Below are 16,888 nucleotides of genomic sequence, written 5' to 3'. Positions count from 1 at the left end.
TACGAGGACATTGATTCTGCCGTCGGCCCCTGAACACGTCCGGGGCACCGGGAGATACGTGGGAGCGACTCCACGTGTTACCGCCGGAGCCGACCTCCTGTTGATCCTATCCACCCGCCGCCCGTTTTCGTTAGCTCCACGGGAAGAGCGTGAGGGGCGACGGGGGAAGAAGGGGCCACCGTGGCACCGGGCCGTGGTCCCGGCCGCTACCACGGTGGCCGCAGTGGTTTCTTCGGTTGTTCGTTTCCGGTCTAGCGGGGCAGACCGGGAATCTGCATCGGGTGGGTCAGGAAGTGGATGATCGCGGCGAACAGGGCCAGCAGGGCGCCGATTCCGAGCAGAGGCAGCGCAGACGCCGATCCGGAGTTCCCGGCGGGATCCGGGGTCGTACTCGTGGACGGTGCACTGGTCTCCGTCGGCTCGGTCGGCTCGGTCGGCGCGCTGGTCTCACTCGGTGCCGTGGTTTCGGTCGGCTCGGTCGGCGCGCTGGTTTCGGTGGTGTCGTCCTGGACGGGGGCCACGTAGTCCATGTGAACCTGGTTGATGCCGGAGTCCTGCTGACTGGTGCCCGATGTCGGCGAGAGGCGGACCACTCCGACGAAGAACTTCTTTCCGGAGGAGTCCTGTGGCCGGTCGATGATGTAGAGCGAACCGTCGCTGAATTCCGTGATTCCCTCGTTGTAGGGAAGTCGGGTGTCCTTCACGTGCTGGCTGTAGCCGATCTGATCGCTGATTCCGTCGAGTCCGGCGGAGGCGGGATCGACGACGGCGATCTCGCCGGAGCGTCCGGAGGCGACGGCGGCCTTACCGTCGGTGAGGAAGCCGACACCGGCGTACTCATCGAACTTATCTCCCACGACTCCCGCCCCGACACGGGCAAAGGTGTGATCGGCCTCGTTGTAGCGGAAGAACGCGATCAGGGGCCTGGTCTGATCCTTCTGGGGCTCCGGGCTCTCGGTCCAGGAGAAGTTGTTCCAGATGGCGACGAGGTCACCACGTACCGCGACGCCTCTGGTGCCGTTGGAGCCGAGGCGGACACCGTGGATCTCGTCCTGGAGGTCCACCATGTTCATGATCGGGGTGACGGTCTCTGCTGTGGGATTGATGTGCACGGGTACGCCACCGGAGACGGTGCCGTCCTCGTAGAGGTGGTTGCCGTCCCGCACGTTGAGGAAGGTACCGTCCGGCAGTGCCCGGAGACCGGTGCGGTAACCCGCGTTGTAGGTGTCTCCGTAGATGTAGACGCTGTAGTCGTCGTTCAGTTCCTTGCCGAGGACATCGGAGGCACGGGGCAGGGCCCAGTTCTTCACCGTTCCCGCACGATCCACGGAGATGAATCCACCGTGTTGGCGTCCGGTCTTGTACAGCACACCGAGTGTGCCCGTCTCCTCCCCGAACGCGACACCGGTGACCTTGTTCGTGGCCTCCTGAGTCTGTCCCTGCACCGTGATGGTGGAGGTCCCGGGTACGGTGACGGCGACGGTGTCCCCGGAGAGCCCGCTCTCCGTCACGGTGACCTTGTGGACCGAGAGCTCATCGGAACCGGAGTAGTAGAGCGTGTCGGTCCGCTTGTCCCATGCGGCGTCGGAGCTGGCACGACTGTCGATCTCTTGACTGAACAGGCGGGTCTTCAGGTCGGCCGAGTAGCCCTGGACATAGCCTTTTCCGTCGTAGTTGGCGACGACGATCACGGCACCGGAGCTGTGCTCGAACACGGAGACCGCGTTGTCCCACGGAATGTCCGTGATGACGTCACTGGTGGCACGGTAGGCGGGGCCTTCGACCGCTCCGGTGAAGTCACCGGGGTAGCTGAAGTTCAGGGGAGCGAGGTTGCCGCCCGCGGTGTAGAAGTTCGAGAAGGCGGCGTTGCCCTCCTCGGTCAGCGTGGCTGTGACGTGATCCCACGTGACCACACCGTCCGCGCTGTTGAACCGACCGGCATCGACGTTGAGGTCGCCGAGGAGGACCTCTTCGGGGCCGAACCAGCCCCCGTTGTACTGCTTGGTGTGCCGGTTGATGAACAGTTCCCCCTCCCCTGTCGCCGGATCGAAGACGATGCGGGGATCAGCGAAGGTCAGGTCGAGATCGCACTGGCCACGGACGTAGCCGGTTCCGTCCTGGGGGCAGTATTGCATGAAGTTCACGGTTCCGCCGTACTGCACCTGGATCCGACCGTCGGCGAGTGTCGACGTCGAGATGTAGGGCCACTGGACGGAACCGTTGAGGAAACGGGCACCGTCGAGAACATGCTGGGGTTTGTGCCCGTCGACGTAGTTCATGAATGAGGAACGGATACCCCAGGCGAGGGCGAGGTGGTCGTCCGGATAGGACTGTTCCTTCCCCGGGGTCGGTTCGAGACCGATGGTCGAGGTGACGTCAGCACCGGCGACAGCGGAACCGATGGTCGAGGTGAGCGGGCAGACGATTGCGAGTGCCGCGAGCGCCGCGACCGCCGTCCGGGGCAACGCTCTGAATGTGGAGGTCATCGTGTATGTGTGTCCTAGTTTTCTCCGACGGACAGAAAATGTGCGGGTGATGGCGCCACACGGGAATCTACGGTCCGCCTCATGATTGTTTCAGGTTTTACTCACCATAAAACTAGCACGTCCGAAGTGAGGCTCCCCTTTTCATCATGCGGATCAACCCCGCTCCGGGATGCCGAAACCCCCTGTCGGGGCCCGGTCATCCGGACCCCGACAGGGGGTTCACTGTCTCCACCGCCCGTTGGGACGGGGGAACCTGGTGGGGTGGCTAGTTGCGCCAACCGCCACGGTCGTTGTTGCGGTCTCCCCCACGGAAACCGCCACGGCCGCCACGATCCTCACGGTCACCACCACGGAAACCACCGCGGTCGTTGTTGCGGTCACCGCCACGGAAACCGCCACGGCCGCCACGATCCTCACGGTCACCACCACGGAAACCACCGCGACCGCCACGGTCGTTGCGGTCACCGCCACGGAAACCACCGCCGGACTGACGTCCGATGGGGGCGTCCGGGGTGTGCTCGAGATGGATGAGCTGTCCGGAGATGCGGGTGTCGGAGAGGTTGTCCCACACCTCGCGGGGAAGATCCTTCGGCAGTTCGACGAGGGTGTGGTCGACGTTGATGGTGATGCGTCCGACGTCCTGGGACGTGAGACCACCTTCGTTGGCCAGGGCACCGACGATGGCGCCCGGGCGGACGTGCTGACGCTTGCCCACCGCGACGCGGTAGACGGACAGGTTCTTGTCGCCACGGTCGAAGCGGGCGTTTCCGCCGCGCTCACCCCGGTCGGGACGGTCTCCCCTATCGAAACGTCCGCCGCGATCACCTCGGTCGCCACGGTCACGGTCGAAACGTTCACGTTCCCGCTTCGGCTGCTCCTTGAGCAGGAAGTCATTGCCGGCCTGAGCCTGGGTGGCGAGTGCCGCAGCGACATCCTCGAGCGGCACGTCGTGCTCCTCGGCGTAGGCCTTCACCAGGTGACGGAACAGGTTGACCTGCTTGTCCTCGAGGGCGGTCGTGATCGAGTCGGCGAACTTCGCCTTACGGGACTCGTTGACCTCCTCGACGCTGGGCAGTTCCATCTCGTTGAGCGGGGCGTTGGTCGCCCTCTCGATGGACTTCAGCATACGGCGCTCACGGGGGGTGACGAACAGGATCGCCTCACCGGAGCGGCCCGCACGACCGGTACGGCCGATACGGTGCACGTAGCTCTCGGTGTCGTGGGGGATGTCGAAGTTGAGGACATGGCTGATGCGGTCCACGTCGAGGCCGCGGGCGGCGACGTCGGTGGCGACGAGAATGTCGAGACGACCGTCCTTGAGCTGGTCGACGGTACGCTCACGCTGAGCCTGGGCGATGTCACCGTTGATGGCGGCAGCGGAGAAACCACGGGCGCGCAGCTTTTCGGCGACTTCCTCGGTCTCGTGCTTGGTGCGCACGAACACGATCATGGCCTCGATCTCGGTGACCTCGAGGATGCGGGTCAGAGCGTCGATCTTGTTGCGGTGCGCGACCGAGAGGTAGCGCTGCGTGATGTTGGTGTTGGTGCGGGTCTTCGACTTGACGGTGATCTCCGCCGGGTCGTTGAGGTACTGCTTGGAGATCCGGCGGATACCGTTGGGCATCGTCGCGGAGAACAGTGCGACCTGCTTCTCCGCCGGGGTGTCGGCGAGAATCGTCTCGACGTCCTCCTGGAATCCCATGTTCAGCATCTCGTCGGCCTCATCGAGCACGAGGTAACGCAGACCGGAGATGTCCAGTGAACCCTTCTGCAGGTGATCGATGACACGGCCGGGGGTGCCGACGACGATCTGCGCGCCACGACGCAGCCCACTGAGCTGCACACCGTAGGCCTGACCACCGTAGATGGGCAGAATGCTGATGCGGTTCCCGATGTGATCGGCGAAACTCTGGAACGCGTCCGCGACCTGGAGCGCGAGCTCACGGGTCGGGGCGAGCACGAGCGCCTGGGGTGCCTTCACCGACGGGTCGATGCGGGAGAGGATGGGCAGCGCGAATGCGGCGGTCTTGCCGGTACCGGTCTGCGCGAGACCGACGACGTCACGGCCATCCATGAGGAGCGGGATGGTCTGGGTCTGGATCGGCGAGGGGGACTCGTAGCCGATCTTCCGGACGGCGTCGAGGGTACGGTCCGGAAGTCCGAGCCCGGCGAAACCGTTCTCCTCCTTCTCCTCGGTCTTTTCCTCGGCCTTGTCACCGGAGGTGTTCTCGGCGGCCGGTTCCGGCTTCGAGGCAGCTGATTCGGGGGCCTCCGGAGCTTCCTCGGTGACAGCCTCTTCGGAGACGGGGGTCTCGGCTGCGGGAGCCGCCGCGTCGGAGGTGGTGTCCCGGTCATCGGCGACGGTCACGACGCCGGTGTCACTGTCGGGGGTTTCGGTGTTCTGCTCGGGGGAACCGTTCTCGGTACCCGCATTCACCACATCATCCAGGGTGATGATCTCATTCGCATCACCGGTGGTGTTCACATTGTTGTCGTTCTGGGCGTTCACTGCGCCATCCTCATTCTTCTGCGCGACTTCATATTTCGCGCTGCTCATGTCATTCCGCACGCTGTTCGCGCGGCTCACACATTATTTTCCTGATGTTGTATCGGTGCATGACGTTATGAAGGCCGCACCGACGGGCACCCACCCGACGTTGACGCCACGGGATGCCATGTCCTGCTCGCCACACCTGAGCCTTGCCGGTCCACATCTAACAGACTGACCCCTTCCGGGGTGTCTGACTCGTCGATGGGAGATGGTGTCTACGCGGACAGATCCGTCGCAGTCAGCTTCCAGCGACTGACGACGGTCTCGCGGACACGACACAACCAGCATCCCTATGCTGCGGGGACACCGTTGCGGCGACCACCCAGAGCAGGTGTACTGACACCGGGAATGCCGGCTGGTGAAAAGCAGTACTCCCCCACGGTACGCGTAAAAGTCCTAGTTGGCTAATCCATCACTACGGCTTCTCTTGGCCTTATCTACGTATGTCAGAGAAACTCAACTCCCCAGATTCACTGAGTGTCACACGTTCCTAAGCGACGGTCCGTGAGTACTGTCTTCCAATCTGATTCAGAAGGTAGTGAGCCGGCCTCGGCATATGGCGAAAGATAGCGGATCGACGACTAGCCAAAACTCAAGACAATGGTGAAAACAGATACCTGGCCCAGACAGGATCTTCTCTGCCTTGAAGCCAGATATGTAACCACAAAAGAGGTACACAGTGTCTCAGTACCGGCTGATCACCATCGACTGGCCCTGACCTCCCGCGCCGCAGAGGGCGACGGCGGCGGTTCCCCCTCCTCGTCGGATGAGTTCATGCACCGCCGTAACCAGGACCCGGACTCCGGAGGCGCCGAGTGGGTGTCCCAGTGCGATCGCCCCCCCCCGTTGGGTTGCACCTGTTCATGTCCAGGTCGAGGTCCTTAAGGGATTGCACGACCACGACGGCGGACGCTTCGTTGATCTCGATGAAGTCGATGTCCTCGAGGCGTACCCTGCTGTCCGCCAGTGTTTTTTCAGGGCGTCGGCCGGTTTGGAGTGCAGGTAGTGGTCCGGCCCCCGGTGCTTCCGGCGCCTTCTACTCCATACAATAAATAAATCAGTTCCGGATCAATGCCCGTTCACAGATTGCGAACACTGCCAATTTATTCATGCACAGACCCGCGACATATTCCCGGAAGATCCGGGAAAAGAAACAGCTGGTCCGGAATCAGGCGAACCCCCACCACGCCCCCACGCGGTTAACCACCTTTAACTCCACAGTTTCTTCCGGGCGGACATCGGCCCCACCCCCCGGCAGAAGCGGATCCGGCCCGGATTCAGCGTGTCGGAACCGGTGTCACCGTCCGTCGGGTGTCAAGGGTCTCCCGCCCGAGAAGCCACGCGCACGCGGCCAGGAGACTCACCGCACCACAGGCCGCGAACGCGGCACGGTACCCGAAGGCGTCCGCGAGTGCACCGACGATGACCGGACCCGCGATCGCGCCCAGATCCTGCGCCATCTGGAAATTGGCGAGAACCCTGCCCCCGGAACGGTGATTGCCGATGATGTCCGCCAGTGTCGCCTGCTGCGAGGGAAGGAAGAGTCCCGCCCCGGCCCCGGCCCCCACCGACACCGCCAGCAACGTCCACGGCAGTGAGGTCAGACCTATCGCCGCGGTGAACAGACCGTTGACGACCAGCCCCGTCACGATGAGGGGTTTCCGTCCGATCCGGTCCGCGAACCTCCCCGAGACCTGGAGAGCACAGGCGTTGCCCACCGCAAAGGCGGCGAGCGCGATTCCCGCCACCGCCCCGCCGGTGTGGAACGCGGCCGCGGCGAACAGCGGCAGCAACGCGATACGCACCCCCAGGTTCGCCCACCCGTTCGCGAAACCGCCGATCAGGGCACTGCGGTACGCGGAGTCACGGATCGCCTCGGAGAAACGCATGGGAGGTGCCGACGTGTCATGGTCGTAGCCGTGCACCTTCGCCGCACTGAGCTTCCACCACACGATGAACGACGCGAGGAACAGTGCGGCACCGTAGATCAGGAAGGGTGTCCGCATACCCAGCACGGAGAGCCCCGCACCGATCACCGGACCGACGATCGACCCGGTGAGGAAAGCTGTGGCGTAGACGGAGGATGCTCGCCCACGGATCTCGGGCGGCGAGATCCTGACGATGAGACCCATCGCGGACACGGTGAACATCGTCGATCCGATCCCACCGAGGGCACGGAGCGCGACGATGTGCCAGTATTCCCGGGCGAAAGCGATCAGCCCCGTGGTCACCGCGACGGTGAGCAGGCCTGTGAGGTAGACCCTCCGCGACCCGATGAGGTCGACGAGTCGACCGGAGACGGGGGCGAAAAAGAGTCTGGAGGCGGCGAACACCGACACGACCATCCCTGCCGCCGCCATCGACACCCCGAAGCTCCGCGCGAACTGCGGGAGGATGGGCGCGATGAGACCGAATCCCACGGCGATGATGAATGCCGCACAGACGAGCACCCAGATCTCCTGGGGTATGCGGATCGCCGCCGCCTGTCGATCTGTCCCGGTGTTCTCTCTGGTCACCCATTCAGGCTAACCCCGATCCCCATGCGACACACAGTCGGACCCGGCCCGGACACGGGGAGGCCGACACCCGCGGATTCGAACAGCTTTTCGAACATCCGGTTGTCGTGTCCCTCCCCCGTTCTACGGTCGGACCATGATCACCTCACGGAACATGCCCTCTCTGTCCATCTCCGCCACGGTACGGAACCCCACGTCCGGGACGGTACCGGTACCGTCACCGGGGAAGCGGTCCAGCCGTGGTGCGGAACCTCCCTCGGGTACCGCACCACGGGCCGGTGCACGACCCCGGCTGGAGGCCGTGCACTCGATGATGCGGCATCCACGGTCGCTCGCCCGCCCGTCGGCGACCTGGCGGCCGCCGTCGACGGTGGTACCGGCGACGGGCGGACACCCCCGGATGAACGTCACCGTGCACCGCTATCTGGTGGGTGAAGCCGTACGCGCCCGACTCTTCGCACAGGGGGTTCACCGCTCCCCCGCCTATCTGGTCACCCTGCGACTGACCGCTCCGACGGGTGAGAGGATCGTCCCGTCCGTGGCCCGGGACTGGGCTCTGGCCGTCGCGGGACCCGACAGCGGGGACTGCGTCTTCGAGCTGACCGCGGAACCCGCACCCACGTTCTGCTGGCTGGTGGAGCAGAGTTTCCGCCCTGTCCCCGCACCGGACCACTTCTTCGACGGTCACCCCTGTGCGGCGTGACCGGAACCGATGTCGGGGAGATGGGACCGTCGGTCACCCCTGCGGAGCGGGCCCGTCCTCGTCGTCACCGTCGAGATCGAAATCCTCGATGTCGTCGTCATCGTCTTCGGTGTCACCGTCACGGGAGTCACCGAAGAGGACGTCGTAATCGTCGGCGGTGCTGGTGAGCTCCTCCTCCCAGTCCGCGACATGCTCGGCGATGAAGGGCATCACCGTCAGCAGGCGACCGAAGTCCGTGTACGTCCCGAGTCCCATGGTCTGCTCCGGGAGGATGAGTCCCTCGGCGAGGAAACACCCGATGAGTTCCGCCACCGTCTCGTCATCGACCGGGCCGTCGGTTCCGTCGAGCTGATCGTCGAGCAGGGCCTCGAGATCAGGGTCGAATGTCGTGAGCGTGACCGTGGCCGTCGGTTCACCGTCGACGATGTCTATGACGATGTCGAGTTCCGAGTTCTCCGCCGCCGGGGACCGGACCGTGATCGGTTCCCCCTCGACGGCGGTGAACTGGAGGTCACCGAAGCGCCCGTCCGGATCGGTGACCAGCTCATCCACCAGATCCACGATGGCGTCGGTCGCCATGTGATCGAGAACGGCGTCGACCGCCGCGTCGACGGAGAAGACCGCGGACACCAGGACCGCCTCGAACTCCTCCTCGTCCGCGTCGGGGCCCGTGCCACCGTCACAGGACTCCGGGGCGGCGGCTATGTAGATGTTCGCCGCCGGGAGCAGTTCATTGGTCACGTCGAACTGAATCTCGACACCCGACGAGATCGGCACGAAGAGGGTCTCATCGTTGACGCGTGATTCAATCCCCTCTGCGTCCAAGGCGGCAGCAAGATCCTCGTAGAAGCTCATGTCGTGGTTCACCCTTCCGGTGGTGACGTGCGGTTGTGTCGGTGAAGTGAGGGAACATCGGTGTCGTGCCCGGACCCGATCCAGGTGCGGGCACCGGGACACCTGACAGCCTAGTGCCGCCGCGTCCACTGTGCCGTCCACTGTCACTGAGGATGCGGAACAGGACCCCCGGACCGGAACCACCGGGCTACGGAACGAGCCCCGAAACCAGCTTCCGCTCCCGTTCCTCCGGCTTCTGCTTCGGACAGGACAGACACTTTCCGGCGGTGGGCGACCGGTAGATCATGCAGCATGACGCACGTTTGACGACGGTGTGCACCCCGTCCGGCTCCTCTTCCGCGAAGACGGCCTCCATGTCCGTCGGGGTCACCGTGCCACCGGTGACGGAGATGTCGAGAAAACGCGGCTGCGGTACCACGACACCGTCCCCGGGACCGGCCGCCCCCAACCCGGACACGAGCGCCACGGCGGTCCGCACACCCAGATACGGGTCGAATGCCTCGTTACCGGCCTCGACGGCGGCCTGCGCCACCCCGTCAGACACCACCGCCCACAACGGAGCCGGTTTCACCCCGGTGACCAGGGAGAGCGACTCCACCACCGGCGCGACCGACCGGGTGAAACCTTCCCCGGACCTCCGCTGCGGATTCCGGGGATCCGCGTCCGACGATCCGGACACGAATGATCCGGGTGTGAACCCGATCCAGTAACCCGCACCCGGATCACCGCACCCGTCCTCCGGGTCACGGACGAAGAGCTCCCCGGTGCCGAGATCCAGGTCGGGAACCCGGCCGTACTCGACCATCGCGGTCACCGACGGTGCGACGAGAGCATTCACGGCCGAGAACCACCACAGTTGTCCGGCATGGCGCGGGTCCGTGACACCGAAGAGCTCCCCGGCGGCGACCACCGCCCGCTCAATGACCGCCGGGGCCGCGAGTTCCGCCACCGTCAGGACACGACTGTGGGCCGCCGGTTCGAGTGCCGTCCGGAACCGGGGATACTCCGCCAGCAGTTGTCCGAACACGGGGTCCACCCGCCACCTCCTCACCCGGCCATCTTTCCCCCACGAGTCTAGTGGTTCTCACCGGGGAACTCCCCCGTCACCGTGTCCCCGTCCGGGAAGCTACCCCGGATCTCCAGGATGTCCGGGCGCCCGGCGCCCCACTCCCTCATGTCGTAGTTCCGCCACACCCGTCTCAGGTGGGGGCGCGGGTCGTAGACGACGGTGGACTCGGAGTCGAAGATCCGGGTCGCGCGTCCCGGGAGTGTGTCCCCGGCGAGCCGGTAACGCGGCCACCCGGACCCCGGTATCGAGTGGTAGATGAAATTCCCCCAGTACGCCTGCATCTCCGCGGTGACCTCACTGAGATCGTCGATTCCGCCGAATCGCGTGAGGGTGTGCGTCCGTGACTCCCTGTGTGCGGCGAACACCGCCGTCAGTTCGAACGAGTGCATGGCGCCGAGTCCGATCCACCGGAGTGCCGCCGGGGCGTAGTCGAACCGGTACATCCAGGTGTCGGCGCTCCGGGAGTGTGCCTCGGCGATACGGAGCGACGGTGCCCAGAAGACGGCGTCGGTGAGCATCCGTGCGAAATCCGTGCGTTCGACGGCACCGTCGTACGCGTCCAGCAGCGCGGCGGAATTCGAGTGGTCGTAGGCGTCGAGCATGCGGGCGGCGGCACGACTGCGTGCGGTCTGCCGGAGGTAGAGAAGCTTCGTCACCGACGCCTCATCGTTGTTCGTGCCGATGAGCAACGGGACCTTGGCCTGTCTGCCCGCGTCGAAGGCGTCGAACGGATGCTCCGGCAGGAGGTCACCGTCAACTGTGGGGCCGTAGCAGGAGTTGAGCTGGAGAAGTTCCCGGGAGCGCCACATCATCGACTGTCCGGCGCGGACGAGATCGGCGGCGTCTTCGCCACGGAGTTCGGCGCACGTGGTCTCCAGCGGAAGGGCCATCGCACCGAGAAGCTGCTGCACCCAGTACTCCGACTGCACCGGGGCGTGGAGTGTCGCTGCGGGGGCCGACTGCGCTATCGCCTTGTGGAACAGCCCCTCCGCCGACGGGACGCACATCAGGGTGGTGACCGCCGCACCTCCGGCGGACTCCCCCATGAGGGTCACGTTGCCGGGGTCGCCGCCGAACGCCCGGATGTTCTCGTTGACCCACCGGAGTGCGAGAAGCTGATCCCGGACGGCGGGATTGGCGACGCAGTCGCCGTCACCGAGACTCCGCAGGTCGAGATAACCCAGCACCCCCAGCCGGAAGTTGACGGACACGTAGACGACGTTGAGGTTCCGGACGAAGTTGTACCCGCGCAGCATCGTCTCGTGTGAGGAACCGACGATGAACGAACCTCCGTGGAGATAAACGACGACGGGGAGATCACCGTCGTCGGTGTCGGGTCGGACGATGTCGAGGTTGAGGCAGTCCTCGTCTCCCCGAACGGAGTCCTTGTAGGAGTAGACGGGCTGCGGTGCGACCGCACCGAACTCGTGGCAGTCCCGGACACCGTCCCACGGTTCCGGGACGGACGGGGCCCGCCAGCGGTTCGGGCCGGAGGTGTCGGCACCGTAGGGGACGCCACGCCAGGTCCGGATGCCGGAGACGACCGTGCCGCGTACGGGGCCGGCGGTGGTTGCTGTGATATCGTCCATTGCCTTACACCGTAGTGCCCAACGGGTGTCCGGGTACCGGGACATGTCCCGGACGCCGGGCGACGGTGGTGCGGTTCACCCGGTCACGCGGGTCACCGACGACGCCGTTCGACCGGTGGGTGTCCCGCACGGATCACCGGGGGCCTCTACGATGTAGCGCAGCACCGTCGCCGGGTATCCGGCACCCCCGGCGAGACCTCGACCGGGGCCACCCACGAGAATGAGAAATGAGTGAGTGACACCCATGGGTCTCTTTGACGGACTCTTCGGAGACGACAGCAACGACAAGCGAAACGACCGCCCCATCACCGACGCCGTGGGCTCTGACCCGAAGGCGCTCGAGGGACGTACCGGGGCGACGGGCCGGATGCTGATCTCCGGTCTGGACAAGGCCGTGCGCATTCAGGCCGGAACGATCTCGAGGTACGTGGACTGGATGCGGGCGAAGAACCCTGAGCTCAGCCCCCGGGAACTGCAGAAGGCCATCGACCAGCACTTCTCCGTGATGGCGACCGGATCCGGCGGAGCAGCGGGAATCGCCGCCGCCGTACCGGGTGTCGGCCTGATCACCGGTGCCGCGGCCATCGGCGTGGAGTCGCTGGTCTTCCTGGATCTCGCGGCGTTCTACACGATGGCGTCGGCGAAACTCCGCGGCGTGGACATCCACGACCCGGAGCGGCGTCGTGCACTGATTCTGGTCGCCCTCACCGGCTCATCGGGAACGGCGATCGTCGATGCGGCGGTGGGTGATATCTCCGCCGGTGCCGGCGGCCGTTCGGTGGCGACGACCCTGTCGAGTTTCTCCGGCTCGAAATTGACGAACGTGAACAACCGGATGCTCAATCTCGCGGTGAAGACGGTGGGCAAGAAGTTCCGTCGTGCCTGGTTCGGGAAGATCCTCCCGCTGGGCCTCGGCGCTGTCGCCGGATCGTTCGCGAACCACCGCCTCGCGGACAAGGTCGTGTCGAATGTCAGCGAGTCGCTCGGCGGACTGCCCGCCGAGTTCGCCACCCCGGTGCCGAAGGATGTCCCCGAGGACATCGACGTCCCCGCGGAGATCGCGCGTGACGTCGCGGAGGCGAACGTCGAGCAGAAGGACGGGGACAACTAGCCCGCACCTCCCCGGCGCACCCGTCTCCCCCGACACCGTCCCCGCGTCCCGGGGGCGGTGTCCTTTTTCCGGTGCCGCCACCACCCCGCACGGCTAACCCTGTGAGCTGATCTGGGATGATCGGGACAGGTACGCCGGGAACGAAAGGAACGGGATGACGTCCGCCGGATCAACGGAGAGCACCGGATCCGGTATCCGGGACGCCCTGCTGCGGCTCGTCCGTACGGCGGCCCGCCGCCGGTTCCCCGCCGTGTCCGCCCTGGCGGCGACCATCCTGGTCACCCTGTTCGAGACCGCCACCCCGCTGCTCACACGGGATGCGGTCGACATCGCCCTCGGTCTGCACGAGGGAGGTCGGCTCACCGGTCTGCTCCCGATGTATCCGCCGCTGACCACGGTCGTCATCATTCTCTGCGTCATCGCGGTCCTCCGCTTCCTCTTCCAGTTCATCCGACGGCTCACCGCGGGCGTGATCTCACTGGACACCCAGCAACGGCTCCGGGTTCAACTGCTGGATTCGCTGCAGGGGCTGGACGGGCCGGGACAGGATGAACTCCGGACGGGACAGGTGGTGAGCAGGTCGATCTCCGACATCACCACGGTCCAGGGAATGCTCGCGATTCTCCCCCTGACCGTCGGAAATCTCCTGAAACTGCTGCTGACCATGATCGTCATGCTGTGGTTGTCTCCGTTTCTCGCTGTCGTCGCACTCGTGACACTTCCGGTGATCCTCCTGCTCGGTGCCCGTGGCAGGAGAAGCCTCTTCGCCTCCACCTGGTCGGCACAGCAGAAGGCCGCCGATCTGGCGACCCGGGTGGAGGAGACCGTCACCGGGGTACGGGTGGTCAAGGCGTTCGCCCAGGAGGAGAACGAGATCACACGGATGGAGGAGGCCGGGCGCGAGCTCTACGCCCACCGCATGCGGGCCGCCCGGATCAACGCCCGGTTCCAGCCCGCCCTGGATCAGTTGCCGATGCTCACTCTGGTGGTCAATATCGCTCTCGGCGGTTGGCTCGCACTGAACGGCGACATCACCGTCGGCACATTCGTCGCCTTCTCCACCTACCTGACGACACTCACCTCCGTCTCCCGCATCCTCGCCGCGACGATGGTGCGACTGCAGATGGGGGCCAGCTCCGTGCAGCGGGTCTTCGAGGTGATCGATCTCCGCCCGGCTTCCCCGGTGGCGGACACCGGAGGGGATTTCTCCCCGGGGATACCGACAGGACCGCTGGGAATCCGGATGGAGGAGGTCACCTTCTCCCGGGACGACCGCACGATCCTGTCCGGTGTGTCGCTGGATGTCGCCGCCGGTTCCACTGTGGCACTGGTGGGTCCCCCCGGTTCCGGGAAGACGATGCTGGTGCAGTTGCTCGGCAGGTTCTACACCCCTGACTCTGGTCGGATCCTGCTCACCGCACGGGACGGTACCGGGATCGACTACGGGGAGCTTTCCGCGGAGGACATCCGCGGTGCCGTCATCTGCGCCTTCGATGAGGCGTTCCTCTTCTCCGGGAGCGTCAGGGAGAACATCGCGGCGGGCGCGGGCGGCCGGGACGTCGACGACGGGCAGGTGGTGGCGGCGGCCAGGGTCGCCCAGGCGCACGGTTTCATCACCGGGCTGGAGCACGGCTACGACACCCCGGTCGGTGAACGGGGACTCACGCTCTCCGGGGGACAACGCCAACGGATAGCACTGGCCCGGGCACTGCTCGCGCACCCGCGTGTGCTGGTTCTCGATGACGCGGCGTCCGCTGTCGACGCCGTCACGGAGGCCGCGATCTACCGGGGACTGAAGCGGCACCACCCCGATCTCACGGTGCTCACCGTCGCCCACAGACGGTCCACCCTGGAGCTGGCGGACCGGGTGGCGCTGATGGTCGACGGAAGAATCGGGGAGGTCGGTGCCCTCGACGAGATCGGACGAACCCCACGTTTCGCACGTCTGATGGACCCCGCTCCCGGTGCCGACCCCGCTGAGGAGGCACACGGGACCGACCGTGAACCGGACGAGGGGGAACTCTGGCCGGCGATCACCACCCCGGCGCCCGGACCACGGTGGAGACCGGAGGCCGGGGCCAGCCGTGCCGTACCTGTCGCCGGTGGACGTGGGCGGGGTATCGGCTCCGTCCCGCCGAGCCCCGCGTTGCTGGCCCAGGTGGATGCACTCCCCCCGGCGACCGAGGATCCCGGTGTCGACACCCGTGCGGCACGCTCCGATACCGGCACCTTCTCACTGCGGGCGTTGTTCCGCCAGGTCCGTGGCCTCACCGCGGCGGTGGTGGCGCTGCTGCTCCTCGGCGTCGTGACGGATCTCGTCTTCCCCGGCCTGGTGCGTGTCGCGATCGACCGGGGTGTCACCGACGGTGAATCCCGCGCGCTGTGGTCCGCGGCCGCCGCGGGTGTCATGGTGGTTCTCGTCGCCTGGATCGCGGCGGTCGCCCGGACCATCCTCACCGCACGGACCGGTGAACGGCTGCTGTTCGGTCTACGCCTGCGGTCCTACGCGCATCTGCAACGGCTCGGACTGTCGTACTTCGAGTCCACGATGTCCGGGCGGATCATGACCAGGATGACCACCGACATCGACGCCCTGAGTTCCTTCCTCCAGACGGGACTCGCGCAGGCGGTGGTGGCGATGGGCACGATGCTCGGCATCGCCGGTGTCCTGGTGGCGACGGACCCCGTCCTCGCGATGTGGGCGTTCTGGGCGGTACCGGTGATCGTCCTCGCCACCGTCGTGTTCCGGAGGATCTCCTCACGTCTCTATGCACTGGCACGGGAACAGGTGAGCGCCGTCAACGCGGACTTCCAGGAGTCGGTGGCCGGGCTCCGGACGTTCCAGATGCACCGCACGGAGGCGGCCCGACTGGCGTCGTTCGGGAGGAAGGCCGCCGCCTACCGCCGGACCCGGGTCCGGGCACAGACGGCGGTGGCACTGTACTTCCCCGGTATCGCGTTCGTCTCCGAACTGTCCCAGGCACTCGTCCTCGGTGTCGGGGCGGGGCTCGTGACGGACGGCCGGATCAGTGCGGGGGTCCTGGTTGCCTTCATCATGTACCTCGGCCAGCTCTTCGGCCCGATCCAGCAGCTGAGCCAGATCTTCGACGGTTACCAGCAGGCGTCGGTGGGCCTGACCCGGATCACCGACCTGCTGGCGACGGAGTCCCGGGTCCCCGACCGGGGGACGCGGGATGGTGCGGACACAGCCGTGGCCGGACACATCGCACTCGACTCCGTGTCCTTCTCCTATCCCGGTGCCGCGCACCGCACCGTCACCGAGGGGCTCGATCTGCGGCTGGAACCCGGGACCACGGTCGCGGTCGTCGGCCCCACGGGCGCCGGGAAATCCACGCTGATCAAACTTCTGGCCCGGTTCTACGATCCGGTCACGGGATGCGTGCGCGCCTCCGGTACCGACATCCGGGAGTTCCCTCTCGACGACTGGCACCGCCGGATCGGCCTGGTGCCGCAGGAACCGCACCTGTTCACGGGGACCGTCGCCGAGAACATCGCCTACGGGCGGCCCGGTGCCGACCGCGCCGCCGTCACCGCGGCGGCGCGTCGGGTGGGTGCGCTGCCGGCGATCGCGCGGATTCCGGGAGGCTTCAACCACCCCGTCGGCGAACGGGGACGTGGATTGAGCTCCGGGCAGCGGCAGCTGATCGCGTTGGCGAGGGCGGAGCTCGTGGAACCGGGACTCCTGCTCCTCGACGAGGCGACGGCGACCCTGGACCCGTCCACGGAGGCTGCGGTGCTCTCCGCCGCCGAACGCATCACCGGTGGGCGTACCGCCGTCGTCGTGGCGCACCGGCTGGCGACCGCCGCCAGGGCGGACAGGATCCTCGTGTTCGACGGCGGCCGCATCGTCGAGGACGGCAGCCACGGTGAACTGGTGGGAGGCGACACCCGGTACAGCGCGATGTGGAACGCACATGCGCGGGTCACCGGCGACGGGCGCCGGAGCGTTGACCTGTCACCGGACACGGGAAACCGGTAACGTGAGCG

The 16,888-nt window shown here is 66.2% G+C and carries 12 protein-coding genes; 3 read left to right on the top strand and 9 right to left on the bottom strand.

Annotated features, from left to right (window positions below; all coding sequences use genetic code 11):
• Positions 1 to 251: 251 nt before the first annotated feature.
• The 6 genes from JIM94_RS07725 to JIM94_RS07705 form a co-directional block, all read right to left on the bottom strand.
• On the bottom strand, positions 252 to 2,486 hold the full coding sequence (locus tag JIM94_RS07725) for an HtaA domain-containing protein (protein WP_200251475.1): 2,235 nt from the start codon (positions 2,484 to 2,486) through the stop codon (positions 252 to 254).
• 265 nt (positions 2,487 to 2,751) lie between these two features.
• On the bottom strand, positions 2,752 to 5,043 hold the full coding sequence (locus tag JIM94_RS07720; protein WP_200251473.1) for a DEAD/DEAH box helicase: 2,292 nt from the start codon (positions 5,041 to 5,043) through the stop codon (positions 2,752 to 2,754).
• 678 nt (positions 5,044 to 5,721) lie between these two features.
• Positions 5,722 to 5,871 carry a hypothetical protein gene (locus JIM94_RS11315; RefSeq protein ID WP_200252166.1) on the bottom strand — a complete coding sequence of 50 codons (150 nt, stop codon included), beginning with the start codon at positions 5,869 to 5,871 and terminating at the stop codon, positions 5,722 to 5,724.
• Positions 5,810 to 5,959: a hypothetical protein gene (locus JIM94_RS11470; RefSeq protein ID WP_418904447.1), complete on the bottom strand. Its 150-nt coding sequence runs from the start codon at positions 5,957 to 5,959 to the stop codon at positions 5,810 to 5,812. Before JIM94_RS11470 ends, JIM94_RS11315 begins: the two co-directional genes overlap by 62 nt.
• Before the next feature lie 355 nt (positions 5,960 to 6,314).
• On the bottom strand, positions 6,315 to 7,553 hold the full coding sequence (locus JIM94_RS07710) for an MFS transporter (RefSeq protein WP_248703002.1): 1,239 nt from the start codon (positions 7,551 to 7,553) through the stop codon (positions 6,315 to 6,317).
• Positions 7,554 to 7,676: 123 nt separating this feature from the next.
• On the bottom strand, positions 7,677 to 7,964 hold the full coding sequence (locus JIM94_RS07705) for a hypothetical protein (RefSeq protein WP_200251461.1): 288 nt from the start codon (positions 7,962 to 7,964) through the stop codon (positions 7,677 to 7,679).
• On the opposite strand from JIM94_RS07705, the gene JIM94_RS07700 reads away from it, so the two are divergent.
• Positions 7,954 to 8,256 (top strand): hypothetical protein, encoded by a 303-nt coding sequence (locus JIM94_RS07700; protein WP_200251457.1) that lies wholly within the window; start codon positions 7,954 to 7,956, stop codon positions 8,254 to 8,256. The two genes, JIM94_RS07705 and JIM94_RS07700, sit on opposite strands and share 11 nt — an antisense overlap.
• Before the next feature lie 33 nt (positions 8,257 to 8,289).
• Here JIM94_RS07700 and JIM94_RS07695 read toward each other — a convergent pair whose 3' ends face one another.
• The 3 genes from JIM94_RS07695 to JIM94_RS07685 all read right to left on the bottom strand — a co-directional run bounded on the left by JIM94_RS07695 (position 8,290) and on the right by JIM94_RS07685 (position 11,814).
• Positions 8,290 to 9,111 carry a hypothetical protein gene (locus JIM94_RS07695; RefSeq protein WP_200251454.1) on the bottom strand — a complete coding sequence of 274 codons (822 nt, stop codon included), beginning with the start codon at positions 9,109 to 9,111 and terminating at the stop codon, positions 8,290 to 8,292.
• A gap of 187 nt (positions 9,112 to 9,298) precedes the next feature.
• A complete protein-coding gene (locus JIM94_RS11405; protein ID WP_200251451.1) occupies positions 9,299 to 10,147 on the bottom strand; it encodes a (2Fe-2S)-binding protein in 849 nt (282 codons plus the stop codon).
• 38 nt (positions 10,148 to 10,185) lie between these two features.
• Positions 10,186 to 11,814, bottom strand: coding sequence for a carboxylesterase/lipase family protein (locus JIM94_RS07685; protein ID WP_200251448.1), 1,629 nt, complete (start codon positions 11,812 to 11,814; stop codon positions 10,186 to 10,188).
• 199 nt (positions 11,815 to 12,013) lie between these two features.
• On the opposite strand from JIM94_RS07685, the gene JIM94_RS07680 reads away from it, so the two are divergent.
• Positions 12,014 to 12,880: a hypothetical protein gene (locus tag JIM94_RS07680; protein WP_200251445.1), complete on the top strand. Its 867-nt coding sequence runs from the start codon at positions 12,014 to 12,016 to the stop codon at positions 12,878 to 12,880.
• 154 nt (positions 12,881 to 13,034) lie between these two features.
• Positions 13,035 to 16,880: an ABC transporter ATP-binding protein gene (locus JIM94_RS07675; protein WP_200251443.1), complete on the top strand. Its 3,846-nt coding sequence runs from the start codon at positions 13,035 to 13,037 to the stop codon at positions 16,878 to 16,880.
• Positions 16,881 to 16,888: the final 8 nt, after the last annotated feature.

Origin of the sequence: Corynebacterium pygosceleis (assembly GCF_016595275.2) — a bacterium.
In the GTDB taxonomy this organism is placed as follows: Bacteria; Actinomycetota; Actinomycetes; order Mycobacteriales; family Mycobacteriaceae; genus Corynebacterium; species Corynebacterium pygosceleis.
The sequence above is the reverse complement of the archived record's forward strand: the minus strand, read 5'-3'. Positions and strand labels throughout refer to the sequence as shown.

Excerpts from the sequence above, each read along its gene's own strand:
- JIM94_RS07700 (WP_200251457.1), top strand. The coding sequence starts at position 7,954 with ATGAACGTCACCGTGCACCGCTATCTGGTGGGTGAAGCCGTACGCGCC.
- JIM94_RS07680 (WP_200251445.1), top strand. The coding sequence starts at position 12,014 with ATGGGTCTCTTTGACGGACTCTTCGGAGACGACAGCAACGACAAGCGA.
- JIM94_RS07675 (WP_200251443.1), top strand. The coding sequence starts at position 13,035 with ATGACGTCCGCCGGATCAACGGAGAGCACCGGATCCGGTATCCGGGAC.
- JIM94_RS07725 (WP_200251475.1), bottom strand. The coding sequence starts at position 2,486 with ATGACCTCCACATTCAGAGCGTTGCCCCGGACGGCGGTCGCGGCGCTC.
- JIM94_RS07720 (WP_200251473.1), bottom strand. The coding sequence starts at position 5,043 with ATGAGCAGCGCGAAATATGAAGTCGCGCAGAAGAATGAGGATGGCGCA.
- JIM94_RS07695 (WP_200251454.1), bottom strand. The coding sequence starts at position 9,111 with ATGAGCTTCTACGAGGATCTTGCTGCCGCCTTGGACGCAGAGGGGATT.
- JIM94_RS07685 (WP_200251448.1), bottom strand. The coding sequence starts at position 11,814 with ATGTCCCGGTACCCGGACACCCGTTGGGCACTACGGTGTAAGGCAATG.